Annotated in this window: 14 protein-coding genes and 1 riboswitch; of the genes, 3 read left to right on the top strand and 11 right to left on the bottom strand. The window is 55.0% G+C overall.

Annotated features, from left to right (window positions below):
- Positions 1 to 10: 10 nt before the first annotated feature.
- Positions 11 to 1,072 carry an AbrB family transcriptional regulator gene (locus ACT3TR_RS10705; protein ID WP_444625224.1) on the bottom strand — a complete coding sequence of 354 codons (1,062 nt, stop codon included), beginning with the start codon at positions 1,070 to 1,072 and terminating at the stop codon, positions 11 to 13.
- Between the two features lie 219 nt (positions 1,073 to 1,291).
- Positions 1,292 to 1,462, top strand: a riboswitch (FMN riboswitch).
- Between the two features lie 100 nt (positions 1,463 to 1,562).
- Here ACT3TR_RS10705 and ACT3TR_RS10710 point away from each other — a divergent pair.
- A complete protein-coding gene (locus tag ACT3TR_RS10710; protein ID WP_444625223.1) occupies positions 1,563 to 2,039 on the top strand; it encodes a 6,7-dimethyl-8-ribityllumazine synthase in 477 nt (158 codons plus the stop codon).
- Between the two features lie 108 nt (positions 2,040 to 2,147).
- Here the strand turns inward: ACT3TR_RS10710 and ACT3TR_RS10715 are convergent, their stop codons facing one another.
- The 5 genes from ACT3TR_RS10715 to ACT3TR_RS10735 all read right to left on the bottom strand — a co-directional run bounded on the left by ACT3TR_RS10715 (position 2,148) and on the right by ACT3TR_RS10735 (position 6,391).
- Positions 2,148 to 3,008, bottom strand: a complete 861-nt coding sequence (locus tag ACT3TR_RS10715; protein WP_096278683.1) for a PA4780 family RIO1-like protein kinase — start codon at positions 3,006 to 3,008, stop codon at positions 2,148 to 2,150.
- Between the two features lie 65 nt (positions 3,009 to 3,073).
- Positions 3,074 to 4,507 (bottom strand): ATP-dependent RNA helicase DbpA, encoded by a 1,434-nt coding sequence (gene dbpA / locus ACT3TR_RS10720; RefSeq protein ID WP_444625394.1) that lies wholly within the window; start codon positions 4,505 to 4,507, stop codon positions 3,074 to 3,076.
- Between the two features lie 89 nt (positions 4,508 to 4,596).
- Positions 4,597 to 5,064, bottom strand: a complete 468-nt coding sequence (ybaK, locus tag ACT3TR_RS10725; RefSeq protein WP_096278681.1) for a Cys-tRNA(Pro) deacylase — start codon at positions 5,062 to 5,064, stop codon at positions 4,597 to 4,599.
- Positions 5,065 to 5,152: 88 nt separating this feature from the next.
- Entirely contained in the window at positions 5,153 to 5,422 is a 270-nt protein-coding gene (locus tag ACT3TR_RS10730) for a hypothetical protein (protein WP_444625222.1), read from the bottom strand.
- Positions 5,423 to 5,524: 102 nt separating this feature from the next.
- Entirely contained in the window at positions 5,525 to 6,391 is an 867-nt protein-coding gene (locus ACT3TR_RS10735) for a cation diffusion facilitator family transporter (protein ID WP_444625221.1), read from the bottom strand.
- A 115-nt stretch (positions 6,392 to 6,506) separates the two neighbouring features.
- Between ACT3TR_RS10735 and ACT3TR_RS10740 the strand changes: the two genes are divergently transcribed.
- Positions 6,507 to 7,391 carry a LysR family transcriptional regulator gene (locus ACT3TR_RS10740; protein WP_096278675.1) on the top strand — a complete coding sequence of 295 codons (885 nt, stop codon included), beginning with the start codon at positions 6,507 to 6,509 and terminating at the stop codon, positions 7,389 to 7,391.
- A gap of 208 nt (positions 7,392 to 7,599) precedes the next feature.
- The gene (locus tag ACT3TR_RS10745) at positions 7,600 to 9,009 is read left to right on the top strand and encodes a PhoH family protein (RefSeq protein ID WP_096278673.1); all 1,410 of its coding nucleotides are present in this window, start codon (positions 7,600 to 7,602) and stop codon (positions 9,007 to 9,009) included.
- 117 nt (positions 9,010 to 9,126) lie between these two features.
- On the opposite strand, the gene ACT3TR_RS10750 is transcribed toward ACT3TR_RS10745, so the two are convergent.
- The 5 genes from ACT3TR_RS10750 to ACT3TR_RS10770 are packed head-to-tail and all read right to left on the bottom strand — an operon-like array spanning position 9,127 to position 15,576.
- On the bottom strand, positions 9,127 to 10,101 hold the full coding sequence (locus ACT3TR_RS10750; protein ID WP_096278671.1) for a YihY/virulence factor BrkB family protein: 975 nt from the start codon (positions 10,099 to 10,101) through the stop codon (positions 9,127 to 9,129).
- 36 nt (positions 10,102 to 10,137) lie between these two features.
- Entirely contained in the window at positions 10,138 to 11,910 is a 1,773-nt protein-coding gene (locus tag ACT3TR_RS10755; RefSeq protein WP_444625220.1) for a complex I subunit 5 family protein, read from the bottom strand.
- Positions 11,907 to 13,412, bottom strand: a complete 1,506-nt coding sequence (locus ACT3TR_RS10760) for a complex I subunit 5 family protein (protein ID WP_444625219.1) — start codon at positions 13,410 to 13,412, stop codon at positions 11,907 to 11,909. Before ACT3TR_RS10760 ends, ACT3TR_RS10755 begins: the two co-directional genes overlap by 4 nt.
- Entirely contained in the window at positions 13,409 to 14,899 is a 1,491-nt protein-coding gene (locus ACT3TR_RS10765; protein ID WP_444625218.1) for a complex I subunit 5 family protein, read from the bottom strand. Before ACT3TR_RS10765 ends, ACT3TR_RS10760 begins: the two co-directional genes overlap by 4 nt.
- Entirely contained in the window at positions 14,896 to 15,576 is a 681-nt protein-coding gene (locus tag ACT3TR_RS10770) for a hypothetical protein (protein WP_096278663.1), read from the bottom strand. Before ACT3TR_RS10770 ends, ACT3TR_RS10765 begins: the two co-directional genes overlap by 4 nt.
- Positions 15,577 to 15,620 lie beyond the last annotated feature (44 nt).

Consider the following 15,620-nt stretch of genomic DNA (forward strand, 5'->3'; position numbering starts at 1 on the left):
TCGTTATTTATTAGCGTGTCTTATTGGTGTCATAAGAAGCGGGTCTGCGCATTAACCAGCGCGCCCAAAAGGGTGCAATGATCATTAGGGTCACCATTCGCAGCAGATGGTGGAAAGCAACGAACACCGGGTCAATGTTGAGCGCGACGGCCAAAATCGCCATTTCACCAATTCCCCCGGGCGCCAGCGCCAACAGCGCCACGTCGCGCCCCACACCCAATATTTGATGAATCAGCTCGGCAAACAATGCCAGTACGGCTAATGCGAGCAGGGTTGCGATGCCCGACTGCCACAAATAGCGCCCGAGCAGCTTGCGCGTCATGCCTTGAAAGCGCGAGCCAATAGCACTGCCCAGCACCCAGAGCATGACATTCATCCCCCAGCCCGGTAACACGAGGCTGGCTATATCAAAACCGGACAATAGAGCTGCCATTAATAGCGGTGCCAGCAGCGCTGAACTAGGGATTCGTAAAAAGCGACCTAGTGGCAGCACAAGCGGTATCGTCAACAGCATCCAGCCATGTTCTAAGCCGCTCTGGACGGGGCCAATGCCCTCCCCACCATCGCCAGAGGCCCAAAACAGTGGCGGTAAAAACAGAATAACCAGGATGATACGCAGCGACTGCGCCACCGCGATACGCTGAGGGTCGCCACCGCATTTTTCACCCAATAGTATCATCGCCGTCATAGCGCCGGGGGCAGCTCCAAACCACGCACTGACAGGATCAAATCCACAGCGGCGATACCAGGCGGCCGCGACTGCCGTAGACGCCGCGACTCCCAATAGCAGTAGCCCAGCGGACACTGGCCAATCGACCACCCGATGCGCCAACTGCGGCGTTACTTGGCTGCCTAGCACCATGCCCATGATAGCTAAGAAAATATTGCGGACCGGCTCAGGTACTGCGACTTTCACACCTTGAGATGAGACCAGTAAATTGGCAATCAGCGGGCCCAGCATCCAGGCTAGGGGTAGCCCTGTCAGTTGAAAGGCGGTGCCGCCGACCGCGCCAACCGCTAACGATACTGCCAGCCCTTTGACGCTCCCTGCATTTATCTGGATATCCTTCACGCCAACTCCCTTGGTTCCAAAACGTTACTCATCGCTACGCAATCATTAACCTGCTAAGCGTAACCGCCAGTTTACCACCGACAAGGCCATTTTGGGCTTCAGGATCGCGCGTGAACCTCCCTTTTACGCCCGCATAAGCGGATGCAAAACGTAATTTTTGGCGATGCCATCTACACACACCCTGCAGCACGCGTATAATAAGCAGCTGCCATTAATGGCAAACTTTCTCAGGGCGGGGTGCAAGTCCCCACCGGTGGTAAAGCCGCTTCAATCGTCATTGCGGATAAGCCCACGAGCGCTCAGCCAGCTAATCGCTTTTAGTGGCTGAGGTCAGCAGATTCGGTGAGATTCCGGAGCCGACGGTCATAGTCCGGATAAAAGAGAAGGTTTCCATGCTGTGCGTATGACAGTGCCTATTTTTAATAGGCCTGGACGTGTGCCGTTGGATTCCTAATGCCCTGATTCTGGTAAACAATCCAAAAGGATAACCATGAATCAGACCCGCGTTTCTTCATCACCTCGCATTGCCTTTATCGAAGCCTCCTGGCATCACGATATCGTCAGCCAAGCCCGAGACGCATTTATTGCTCAGCTGTCGAGCCAGCATGGTTTTGCCGCAGAGCAAGTAGAGACCTTCCAAGTCGCAGGCGCTTATGAAATTCCGCTGCAGGCAAAACTATTAGCCAAAACGAAGCGCTACGCGGCCATCGTAGGCGCGGGATTTGTTATTGATGGGGGTATCTACCGCCACGACTTCGTCGCTCAAGCCGTAGTCGAAGGCATGATGCACGCGCAGCTGGAAACTGAAATACCAATTCTTTCTGTTGTGCTAACGCCGCATCATTTTCATGAGCACGCCACCCACCACGACTTTTTCCACTCCCACTTCCGCGCCAAAGGAAAGGAAGCAGCTGATGCCGTGGTGATGACGCTCAATAATCATCGCAAAATTCATGAGCTAGCGTAGGACACAGCGCCTATTAACATTCTGGCCTGAAAACGCTGGGCAGCCTTATAGGGCTGCCCACTTCTACGTCTTCGCTCTGTTACGTCTTAGCTCTGTAAATATGATCGCTCAATACTCGTCATCATCGTCATCACGCATACGTTCTTGACGCTCGGCCTCTTCCTCTTTGGCATCGTCTATCACTTCCATCAATTCATCCACGTTGGCAATGTGATTATCGAAATCAAAGTGGCCGGTCAGCTTGCTATCGGGATGCAGCTCGCCTGATTCATACAGCGCCCACATCTCTTTGCCATAATGGGTATTCAGTAGCGCGGGGGCATACTGACCAAAATAGTTGCGCATATTATCGACATCGCGATAAAGCATGGCAGCGGCACTGTTGTTACTGGCGGCGTCAACGGCTTGAGGCAAATCGATAATCACCGGGCCGGTGGCATCCACTAGCACGTTAAATTCCGACAAGTCGCCATGAATTAAGCCCGCACACAGCATGCGTACTACATCTTGAATAACCTTGGCGTAGTAGGTTTCGGCCTGCTCTGGAGTCAGCGTGACTTCATCTAAGCGCGGGGCCACGTTACCGTCGGCATCGCTGATCATTTCCATCAGCAGTACACCGTCTACAAAGCCGTGGGGCTCGGGTACGCGCACGCCCGCTGACGCCAGGCGATAAAGCGCGTCAACTTCCGCGTTAAGCCATGCCTGTTCCTGCTCTTTCTGACCGTAACGTGTTTTCTTCGCCATCGCTCTTGAGCGGCGGCTGTTACGCTCTTTACGCCCTTCTTGGTACTGTACCGCCTGTTTAAAGCTACGCTGTTTGGCCTCTTTAAACACTTTCGCACAGCGCACATCGTCACCGCAGCGCACCACGTAAACCTGCGCCTCTTTGCCGCTCATTAACTGCACCAGCACCTCATCGATCATTCCATCATCGACCAGCGGCTGTAATCGTTTAGGGATTTTCATGGTTAGCTGCGTCGGCTCCTCTTTACTCTCTGTATCGTTGCCATCTACGTTCAGTGATTATTGGCTCAATAACGAATACGACGAACGCGGAAAGCCCGCCCTTTTAATTTATCACGCTCAAGCTTGGCCTGAGCTTGTTGAATCACATTGCGCTCAACCGCGACATAGGCACTGCGGGCGAGCACTTTAATTTTACCCACTTGATCACCGCGCAGCCCACCCTCACTGGTCAGCGCGCCCAGAATATCGCCAGGGCGAAGCTTATCTTTCTTGCCACCGGCTAGCTGCAGCGTCGCCATCAGCGGCTCAAACGGCACCGACAGCTGAGGTTTTGGGAGTGGCTCAGTGGCAAGCGGTTGCTGCAGCAACACTTCCAGCTTTTCCAATCGATAGCTTTCTTTCGGAGTCACCAGCGTGCAGGCAATGCCGCTGGCGCCGGCGCGCCCGGTGCGCCCAACTCGATGCACATGCACATCAAGCTCACGAGCAATTTGGTAGTTAAATACGGCGTCCAGCTGTGCAATGTCTAAGCCACGAGCGGCCACGTCAGTGGCCACCAGGATAGAAGCACTTTGATTGGCAAACAAAATCAGTATGCGGTCACGGTCTTTTTGCTCTAAATCACCGTTGAGAGCGACCGCGCTAAACCCGGCGTCCGTCAACTGCTCAGCCACTGCCTGAGTCTCGCGCTTGGTATTGCAAAACACAACGCTGGTGGTGGGTCGATAGGTCAGCAGCAGCTGGCGAAGCGCATCAAATCGCGCCTCTTCATTTGCCACCGTATAAAAATGCTGATGAATCGTGCGCGCATCGTGCACCTCGGCGATTTTCACCGTCACCGGTTCGCGCATAATGCCACGGGTCATCTCGGTTAAGCCGCCGGACGCCTGTTCGTCCGGGAACGTCGCGCTAAATAGCAGCGTTTGGCGCGACGCGGGCGTGTCGGCAATGATGTCGTCGATGGTTGCCTGGAAACCCATATCCAACATCCGGTCCGCTTCATCCAGCACCAGCATGGCAAGGGAATCCAGCGTCAGCGAGCCTTTGCGCAAATGCTCATCAATGCGCCCCGGCGTACCCACCACGATGTGCGCACCGTGTTCTAAAGAGCCAAGCTGGGGACCGAACGGCGCACCACCACAAAGCGTCAGCACTTTCACATTAGCCATACCGCGGGCCAACCGACGTAGCTCTTCTGCCACTTGGTCAGCGAGCTCACGGGTTGGGCACAGCACTAACCCCTGCACAGCAAAGCTTTCTACTTTCAACGCCGCCAGCAGCGCCAAACCGAATGCCGCCGTCTTACCTGAACCCGTTTTCGCCTGCGCTAGCACATCGCGCCCGGCCAGCATCGGCGGCAGGCTTTGCGCCTGCACCGGCGACATTTCATGGTAGCCAAGAGATGCAAGGTTGCTCAGCAAAGCTTTCGGCAACGCTAACGAGGAGAAAGAAGAGTCAGACACGATATTACCTTGCTTGGGCCACAGGTGTGCGGCCATCATAAATACAGTGCGCGCCCTCTGGAGGGCAGTCGACGCACACAAACGTTACCGCACCATACCAGAAAGTGCCTCGATCTGCGCCGCCATCACGTTGCCAGGGATACAAAAGTGGCCTCACTCAGGGTGGCCAGGTCTCTCGGCGTCAGTTCAATTTCAAGCCCTCGTCGGCCCGCGCTGACATACACAGTAGCGAATGCTTCAGCTGACGAATCCACAAACGTGACTAGGCGCTTTTTCTGGCCTAGCGGGCTCACCCCGCCCAACACATAGCCTGTGGTGCGCTCTACTTCTTCTGGCGAGGCCATGACGGCTTTTTTAACGTCGGCCGCTTTGGCAATTTTCTTTAAGCTTAGCTGCCCCGTAACAGGCACGATGCCGACTGCCAGCTGCTTGCCATCCAACTTCACAACTAACGTTTTAAAAACCTGCTCGGCAGACACACCCAGCTTTTCAGCGGCTTCTAAACCATAGGATTGCGCGGCAACATCGTGATGATACTCATGAACTTGGAAGGCAACCCCTGCATGTTTTGCGCTATTAATCGCCGGCGTCATGTCGCTCTCTTTTTTTGCTAGGAACTGAAACACTAACGCCAGCTTAACAAAGCTGGCGTTAGTGTTTATACAGTTAAAATATCAGCGCTTACTGACAAGACACTACTTTACGCATGATGTCTTTCGCCCAAAGGGTTTGCCCATCGGGCGTACGTCCGTGCTCGTTCCAGCGCTCGGCCGTTTCCAAGCAGAAAGAACCGGCACTTTCAACGCTTGTATCGCGATTAGCCGGACGTTCTCCGCCAATACGCATCACGTCTGGGTTATCGGAAGTATAGCGGGGAGCAATGGTAGAGCTTGCACAGCCAGCGACCAGAATAGTCAGCAGCAGTGCGGGTAAACAGCGGCACAATGGCATGTTATTACAACCCTCAACGTAGCGATCATTAGCCCGACACTTTTTGTCGGTAGCGCTAAATAGCACCGCTGTACAAATAACGTCAATCTTTTTTAACGCCGCTTAGCCGGCAATCAGGGTAAGACTGGTGATTGGGCGCAGATTTAATCGCTTGCAGCGTTGCTCCACGCTATCAACTATTTCCTGGGCATCGTGAAACTGCTGCTTATCGAGCTGGATGTCTACCATCAAGAAACTGCCTACCTGTGCCAGGCGCACATCGTCATCGGTGACATCAAAATCAGCAACGTCTTTCATGACATCGCGACGCACGCAGTTACTCGGCACACCGAACATCAGCTCACGTAGAGCGCCTTTCACCATGCGAATTGGCATCGGTAGGAAGTAGCCTGCAATCACCAGCACCATGATCGGATCGGCAAAGCGTGCGTAGCTCGCCCATGGCGTTTGCATTAGCCCCCAAGTGAGCACAAAGCCCAGCATCACTGCAGCACTTAACCAAGTATCCATCTGCCACTGACGCAATTCCGCGGCTAGCAGCGACGAGCGTGCCACGCGGGCATAGCGGGCCAGCCACCACCAGGTCAACAAGCAGCCGGTCACGTTGACCACGCCAAACATTAAGGCTAAATCTAGCGTCACTAACCGCCCTCCTGCCGATAGGCTCCAAAGTGCTGACACAAGCGACACGACACATACCATGGCGATCACTACGCCTTTGAGCAGCACCGCTAGCGGCTCAACCGTTAGCCGCCCAAAGGGGTAGTGATCATCAGCAGGCTTACGCGCTTGGTGAAGCGCATAGAGCGATAGCGATGCTAGCAATAGGCTTAGTAAGGAATAGCCGCTGTCAAAAAGAATCGTTATCGAGCCACTGGCGATCCCTAAAACAAGGCCAGTGGATGCAAAGAGGCTGGCTGAAACGGCTGAAAATCTTAGCGCACGGCGCTCGGCTACAAAGGGGGTCACGCGGATAACTCCATCACATTGGGCAAATTTTGCGCCATAATAGAAGGAGGCTGTATGAATAACCAATCGCTCAGCGCTAGCTTTATTGGCGCTAACACCTTTAAACGAGACGATTATGCGTGCTGAACAGGTGCAGGCCTTTGTTGATGTTACCGAACATGGATCTTTTGCCGCTGCGGCCCGACACACGGGAGTAAAGCGAAGTACGCTGAGCGCCGCGGTCAATGCCTTGGAAGACAGCCTCGGCGTGGCGCTCTTTGAGCGTTCAGGTAATAGCTTAACGCTTAGCGCCGTTGGAGACAGCGTACTGCCCGACTGCTACCGCCTATTAACCAGCGCCAGCAGGATCAAAAAGCACTGCCACCAGCATCTGCAGGGTGTTGAAAGCCAGCTCGGCATTGCGCGTGACGATGCCCTGCCAGAGGCCTTTTGGCGCCAAGTAATGCATGATTTAAAGCAGCAGTTCCCGCTAACGGCGATATCGGTATATCTGGTGCCTCCCCAGGAACATGCCCAGTTTGTACAGCGCCAAACGGTAGATATCGCTTTTGGCCTTTACACCGCTGAAGGCATTGATGCTAACGCGGCCAACCTTGCCCCGGTCACGATGCGTTTGGTGGCCGCGCCGCAGCATCCTCTCAGCCGCCTTCCTAGCGTCAATCGCGATGACTTAGCCCAGTACACGCAGGTGTGCTTAACCCACGTACAAGACGACAAACTGATCAGCGAGGCGCTGTTTTCAGGCAATTATCTTGGGCTCACCATGTTTGAAGTCATACGCGACGCTGTGATTAATGCCACCGGCTGGGCGCTACTCCCTTATCCGCTGGTCAAAAGTGCCCTGGAGGCAGGCACTTTATGTACGCTCAATCATGATCTCGTCTTAGACAGCCACCATTATCGCTATGTAGAAAGCGATAACCGTGGCGTAGTGGCCGCAGCGCTGCTGAACAAGGTGGCACACTTTTTAGCCACGCTGCGCCAATCCGAGTTTTCTTAACCGCTGCTCAAGCAGACTGACACAGCGTTGAAATAATTTAATTGGCAAAAAATGCCAAAGCCTTCCACGCTATTACAAAGTGCTCAGCCATTAAAAAACGAAGGAGATGCCAGGACACGCCATGTGAGGGACACAGGCAAGTGTCATCTGGGCGTAATACGCACCTGCCAGTGTCGAAGTTGCCGTCAACCAAGGAGTGATTCCACCGATGGTACGACTCGATAAGAAAGCCACTCGGCTGTACGTGCTGGACACTAATGTCCTCATTCATGATCCTGCCGCGCTCTATCACTTCGATGAGCACGATGTTGTTATCCCGATGACAGTTCTGGAGGAACTGGATAAGCACAAAAACGGTATTCGTGAAATCGCCCGCACGGCCCGCCAAATTAGCCGTACGCTTTCTGACCTTACTAGCCAAGTCACCTTTGATGAAATTCAGCTCGGTATTCCAATCCCCCGAATTAGCGGCGAATCAGGTCGCCTGCACTTTTTATGCTACAACGATTTAAAACTCCTCGACGCCATTGATGACAGCCCCGATAACCGCATATTGGCGGAGACCTGCCGCCTGCGCGATGAACGCCCCGATGCCTCGGTGATTCTGATCACCAAAGATATCAACCTGCGCGTTAAAGCCGCCGCGCTAAAGGTACCGGTTGAGGATTATCTAAACGACCGCGCGTTCTCTGATAGCGATGCCATGATTGAAGGCGCGCAAGTCTATGCCTCAGCAGGGCAAGATGGCGCCACGCTATGGGAAGGCCTCAATGTCGATGTCACCGTCGAGCGCGTTGGTCATCACACGTTCTATCAGCTCAATGGTGTGATGCCCCGGCATTGGCACGTTGGCATGCTGGTGTCGGATAGTGAGAATGGCGCAGAGTTCGAGGCGATCGTTCGCGAACTGGGCCCCTCCACAGCCCGCCTTCAGCTACTGACCAACTACCGCCATCATGCCGGCGTGTGGGGCGTTCATGCACATGACAGCCGGCAAAACTTCACCTTAAACTTGCTGATGGACCCGGATATTGACCTGGTGACGGTGGCCGGTAACGCCGGTACCGGTAAGACGTTTATGACGCTGGCGGCCGCCTTTCAACAAACGTTGGATGCCAAGCTATTTGAGCGCATTGTATTTACCCGCGCGCCGATCCCTATGGGGGAAGACATCGGCTTTCTACCCGGTACCGAAGAGGAGAAAATGTCACCGTGGATGGGGGCTTTCCACGACAACATGGATAACCTGCTGCGCAATGAGGAGGGAGAGTCCAGCTGGGATAATGGTGCTACTCGCCAACTGATTGGCTCACGCGTACAAATTCGCTCGCCAAGCTTTATGCGCGGCCGCACCTTAAATGACACGTTTCTAATCATTGATGAGGCGCAAAATTTTACCCCCAAACAGCTAAAATCGCTGGTGACACGGGCGGGGCGCAATACCAAGATTGTCTGCCTGGGCAACGTTGGTCAGATCGACACCCCCTACCTAACCGCCAATACCTGCGGCATGGCGGCCGTCGTTGAGCGTTTTAGAGACTGGCCTCATGCCGGCCATATCACCTTGAAAAGCGTTGAACGTTCTCGCTTAGCACTTGCCGCTGAAGAGCTGTTATAAGACTAGCGATTGTTAAACACCATCCCTCACGCTGGGACCGGGTGAGGGATGATGTAGCCAAGTAACGTTAACCAAGAAAGCTGATCCAAGAAGCCATGCGCACGAGGGCTGAATCGGCTACTCAGCGTCTGATGCCCGCCACGGCTGAGGGCTGCCAATAGTATCTGCGGCAAACGCCTCGCGTTCGCCAAGAGGGCGCGGATAACCGACAGTTGTATCGCGGTAAGTCTGACGCTCCATTTCACTGTTCACTTCTGCGCCAAACAGCACCACGAAGGCAGAGAGCCAAAACCATATCATTAACGCTATGACGGCCCCCAGTGATCCATAGAGCTCACTAAAGGTTGCGAAATAGCGTACGTACAGCGAAAGCCCGCCAGAACCTAATAGCCACATAAAAGTGGCGAGTAGCGTTCCATAGCTTAACCACCGCCACTGCGCTGAACGCCGATAGGGTGCGAAACGATAAAGTAACGCGATCAGCACGCTCATTAGCACTAAGAGCGCAGGCCAACGTAACCATTTCAGCAGCTTATCCAGGGGTGGATCAATGGCTAGCGCATCAACCAGCATGGGTACGATGGCGATAAAACCCAGTGATACCAAGGTCATAATAATCAAACCAAACGTCAGCGACACCAACACCGTGCTGCGATGAAATAGTGAGCGTTTTTCCGTTTCCCCATACACCACGTTTAATCCAATCACTAATACCGCCACGCTTTTTGAGGCAACAAACATGGCAATCAATAGACCGACTAGCGTGGCCATCACGTTACTTGATTCAGCACTTTCCACTACCTTCTGGGCCTGCTGATCAATTAACTTGGCCGCATCGGGTGGCATAAAACGGCTAATTTCGTACAGCTGCTGGCCCGCCTCATAGGGGTCAAACAGCAGCCCCCAGAGCGAAATAACCGCGGCAATAGTGGGAAACAATGCGAGCAATGCGTAAAAAGCGACACCGGCCGCCAGCATAGTAATGCGGTCCCGCCGCGCGGCGCGCACTACTCGCCAGACAATATCATGCCAGCCACGAGCGGGAATCTCGCCCGGCACCTCGGCATGCCGGCCACGCTCAAGATTACTCATAGCGCGTCAAAGCCCAACACGGTTGCGGCATTCTCATCATCCTTGGCCTTCCCACATAAGTAGCGCCGCAAGCACTGCGGCAAGCACCATCATCAAACCACTTGAATGATGCCGCAACCAGCTCTCCCCGGCCAATCCGCGTGATAAAGAAACCATGAATCTCTTTTCCATACTTTGCGCGGCAGTCACGCTGGCCGCTTTAATCTTGCCACAGGCGTGGCCTATCAAACGTATAGGCACTAGCGCAGCGTTGGCTATAAAGGCATACAGCCACCATAGATCACCTGCGGGGGGCGATTTACCCTTAAAGGAGCGAGTTAATAGCCAGCCCACTACAGCGAGCAGAACACCTGCCGGAAATGGCCATATAATCCCCAACCACTCTCTAAGAGGCGGCATTTCAATACTGCCCGTAGGTAGCGGTAACCACAGCGGCGTTACGAGCGCCGCCATAATGCCTGCAAGCCAAGCACCCCACTGCCACGGATTGCTGCCGCCTTGCTCGCGCTGCTGCCACTGGCGCCAAAGCGCAACACTGACTAGCGCCGCGGTGCCAACGGCGGCCCAACTCAGCAGCTTAATTAACGATTCATGATGCATCTCATAAAGCGGGCTTTTGACGCCCCATTTGCTGATCATACCTGCGCCAATAGCACCAGCCAGCGATATGCCCGGCAGCGCCATCAACGCCCACACCAGAGGCAACGGCCAGCGTGGCAGGTGCTCACTAATACTGGTGCCCATAAATAGACTGCCTTTGGCCAGCGCGTGATGAGCGGCAAACAGCACCAAGCCCGGCCACAGCAGTGGCCAAACATCCGGCGCCACTAGCCCCATTGCCACCAGCGCGGTCATCATGCCCATTTGACTAATACTTGAATACGCTAGCACGGCTTTTGGATGGCGCTGAAACACACCGTAAAGCGCAGCGGCAAAGGCGGCTGCCAACCCGGCTATCAGCATAACGTGGCCAAACTGGGCTAAGGCACCAGATACCTCGTCATGACCCAGCGGCAGCACGCTTATCCAGCCAAGCAGGCCGGCTTTAATCATCACCCCGCTAAGCACCGCACTGGCCGGTGCGGGCGCTACAGGATGCGCCAACGGCAGCCATACGTGCAATCCGATAACGCCGGCTTTTACCCCGAAGCCTAAGCACAGCAAGGCGGCCATCCATGCGCCCTGCTCTGCGATTAACATTCCCTCACGCACGCCTTGCAGCGTTAGCGTGTCGGCCTCACCGGCGGCCCATAAAAAGCCGGCTAAAATAAGGCCTTCGCCGACCACGGCCAGTATTAAATATACCCGCGCCCCCAGCCGCGCCTCTTGTGTACCGGTGTGCACTACGAGGGCATAAGCGGCAAACGTCATCAGCGCAAAGCCTAAATAGAAGCTGGCAATATCCTGGGCGACAACCAATAACACGTTGCCTAATAAGGTCATTGGCCACAGCAGTGACAAACGCTGCAGGCGACGCTGAGCATCTTGATCGCCCGCCTGAGCCTGCTTCTGCTCCGCCGCAAAATAACCTCGCGCGTGCACGGCTGCTAAACTCCACAGCAGCGCGGTAAACGCCAGCCATGGGCGGCTGAGCGAGTTTAACGCCCACTCCCCGCCCAGCATCCAGGCATCGATAGTCCACTGCGCTTCGCCACCGTACGCTAACAGTAAGGCAGGCCAAGCAGCGCTCACCCACAGCAGGGAAAAATAGTCGCGCCGTGAGCTTGGTGTGCGATAGGCGTGCCAAGCTGAACACCCGGCGACGCACAGCGGCCATAGCAGTGACAGCGCCAGCAGCAGCGTCATCATAGCAAGTACTCCCCGTTTGCGACGCGGGTTGCCCAGTCCAGCGGACTAAACGGCAAGCCTGCCAACAAACCAGCAGCGAGGCTCACCAGCGCGGTAAACACCATCGGTAAAAGCAACCAGCCATGGGTTTCAAAGCGGCCTAAACGCTGTTCGTCGGGCCAACTGCCTTTGCCATGAGAAGGCCCTAAACGGAACCACAGACGATGCACAATCGGTAAAAAATACATCGCGTTGAGCGTGCTGCTGATCACCAACACGGCCACCACCCAGTACATTTCAGCCTGGATCGCGCCGATACCGAGGTACCACTTGGTAATAAAACCAGCAAAGGGCGGGAGGCCGATCATTCCTAGCGCGCCTATCGTGAATGCAATACTGGTTAACGGCATGCGCTTACCGGCACCGTCCATCTCGTCAATGCGGTGAATCCCCAGCTCTTCTGCATAGTTACCCGCACAGAAGAATAACGTGACCTTCATTAAACCCTGGTGCAGTAAGTGCGCTAACGCGCCAATAGTGCCGAAAGGCCCAAATAAGCCGATGCCGAGAATAACGTAGGAAACTTGGCTGATGGTAGAAAACGCCAAGCGTGGTTTCAGCTCCTCTTGCGCGATGGCTCTCAACGACCCATAAATAATCGTAATAGACGCCGCCACCGCCAGCGCGGTAATGACACCAAGCTCCACGCTAAGCTCAATGCCATAAAGATCATAAACCACCCTCAAGATGCCAAACGCGCCAGCCTTCACGACCGCGACGGCGTGCAGCAGCGCACTCACCGGCGCTGGCGCAACCATGGCTCTTGGTAGCCAGCCGTGCAGCGGCACCATAGCAGCCTTAACCGCAAACCCGCCCACCAGTAGCGCAAATATTAGCGTTAGCAAGCCACGGTTATCGTTTAAATAATCGCCCAAGCCTGCTTCGGAAGAAAACGACTGGTCCCCCGTCAGGCTATAAAGCAGCACCGCGCCCAGGAGCAGCACCACGCCAGCCGTGAGGGTATAGCGCAAATAGACGCGGCCCGCGTTGAGCGCTTGCTCCGTACCCCGGTGCACCACTAGCGGGTACGTGGAGAGCGTCAACATTTCGTAGAAAATCAAAAAGGTAAACAAGTTATCAGCCAGCGCAATGCCGATGGTGCTGGCCACGCAGAGGCTAAAAAAGCCAAAAAAGCGCTTCCGGTTGGCAGACCCTTCCAAGTAGCCAATCGCGTAAATCGTCGTACACAGCCAAAGCAGTGACGATAACCCGGCGAACATCACCCCAAGCGCATCCGTGCGCAATACGAAATCAACACCGCCGACAACCTGGAAGCTGAAAATATCTTCATACCCAGCGGCTACTCGCCTGACCATCAAGGTGACCAGAACAATATTGGTGACCGCCGCCAGCAGATTAATCGTGGTGCGTAGACGATGGGATTCTTCCGGCAGCACAAAAATAATCCCGGTGACCAGCAGCGCGATAACCAACGCGGTGATGGGTAGCCACTCAGCAGTCATACGCCACCTCCATGCATCAATCCCAATGGATAATGCGCGAAAAGCCCCAGTGCGAAAGCGGCTAGCGCCAGCGTCAGGGCGATTAAGTCCATCCCCGGCGCAAGAGGCTGATAACGCTGGCGCGGTGCCGACTCGTCAAACGAATAGCGAAACATGCGGAATATATAGGCAGCGGTAAGTAACGTACCGACAAGCAGTGACGCCACCGCCCACCACTGCTGCGTGATAATCATGGCCTCAAAGAGCAGCCATTTTGCGGTAAAACCAGCGCTGGGTGGCAGGCCCATTAACGTGATGGAAGCAATGCCAAATACTAACAGCGAAAGCGGCAAGCGCCGGCTAGTGCCTGCAAGGCCCTTTAAGGTACTTTCACCGGTCGCCAGAATCAGGTTGCCGGCAGCCATAAACATCGCGGCCTTAGCAAAAGCGTGCCCCATTAACTGTAGCCAAAAGCCTTCCCACGCTAAGGCGCGAGGCAGCGGAGCAACGTCTGCTCCCAGTAGCAGCGGGAAAATCACCATCAAATAACCCAGCTGCGCGACGGTTGATGAGGCGACCAACGTTTTCAGTGAGTCGGTTCGCCATGCTAATAGGCCACCCCATACAATCGCCAGCATGCCTAGCCAGGCAATAACACGCGATGCATAGAAAGCATCCGGCAGTAGAATGCTCCACAGCAGCACCAGCATAAAAAGTGAAGCTTTGATCACCAGCCCGGCATGCAATGCGCTCACCGGCGTCCAGGCATTTTCATGGACAGGCGACAGCCAGGCATGCAGCGGAAACAGCGCAGCTTTCAACGCAAGCCCGGCGCCCATCAGCGCCGCCGCGAACCATGCCACGGGGCCGGGCTCGATTATCTCGGCTAAACCCTGTAAATCTAACCGGCCCCAGTGACCTAGAATCAAAGCAACGCCCAGCAGATAAGCCAATGACCCCACCAGCGCTAGCAGCAAATAGCGCATCCCCGCCTTAAGGGCAGGCGCTTTCCCCGATAGCAGCAGCATGCCGACCGCCGCCAAGCCCATCAGCTCCAACGCAACATAGAGGGTGAGTAGATCAGTGGCTAGCCACATTAATGAAAGCGCGCTTATCAACGTCCCCATCAGCGGCCAAAGCCAGCGTGCCATCGGGCCGGGGTCGCTTAAGCGCAAATAGCCCGGCGTATATAGCGCTGCGGCAACGCCAATCCACTGGGTCGTTAATAGCAGCAGTACGCTGAGCCCGTTCAAACGCAGCGACAGTTGGATATCCGCCACCGCCCACTGCCAGCGCAGTAGCCCCGCATCGTTAAAGGCGAACAGCAGCATTAAACCAGCCGCCACTATCGGCGCGCTGGCAAGTAGCACGGGCCATGCTCGTTTAGGGGGGAATAATGCCGCCAACAGCCCCATTAACAGCGGTAGGCAAAGCACCGTCAACAGCGCCCAGTGGGTTGTGGCAAGCGGCGTAAAGGTGCTATCGAAGAGACCAAAGCGCCAGATCATGTCGCACTCTCTTTGGGCCCGCTGTCGTGGTCCAAGGCATTAACGCCTTGCAAATGTAAAAGCTGTCTTATCAGCAAGACACCGAGCATCGACCCAAGCGCCGCCACTAGCAGCCCCACGCTGATTAAAACCTGGGCAGTCGGAGTAGTACCCGCCACGCCGGCAAGCAACATAAATACGCCAGAACCGAGTAGATTAAACGCCAGCAAACGTCTTAACAGATGACGGTGTAGTGCAAAGGAGGCCATGGCGCTGGCAGCAATCACCACCCCAGCCAACAAAAGCGGATGTTCAGCAGGCGAGTGCTGCATATCGGTTAGTACATAGCCAATCGCCACAGCGACCATGACAAACCAAACCAGCGCTAACACCACTCGCATGGCAATTCGTGTCCACGGCTCGCTAAAATGATCGTGCGCTAAAACAGATGAGCCGCTAGACCCAACGTGGCCAAGAGCATAAAAACAGCAGAGCCCTGTCAGCACTGCTCCTAGCAGTAGCTCTGCGCTTGCTAACCAAATGGCACCTAGTTGCCACCATGCCAATGCCATAGCGATAGCAAAAGCCACAAAGAAGCGGCAGGCGCGCAGAAGATGGCGATCAAACAAGCAAACCAGCGCCGTCCCCGTAAGGCACAGCGCTAGCGCTACTTCTACCACATCAATGGAAGCTATCATTCGTTTTCGCTACGTCCTTGCATCGGGCACGAATAGGCGCTGAG

Source organism: Halomonas sp. AOP12-B1-6 (genome assembly GCF_052379225.1).
Taxonomy (GTDB): Bacteria; Pseudomonadota; Gammaproteobacteria; order Pseudomonadales; family Halomonadaceae; genus Vreelandella; species Vreelandella casei.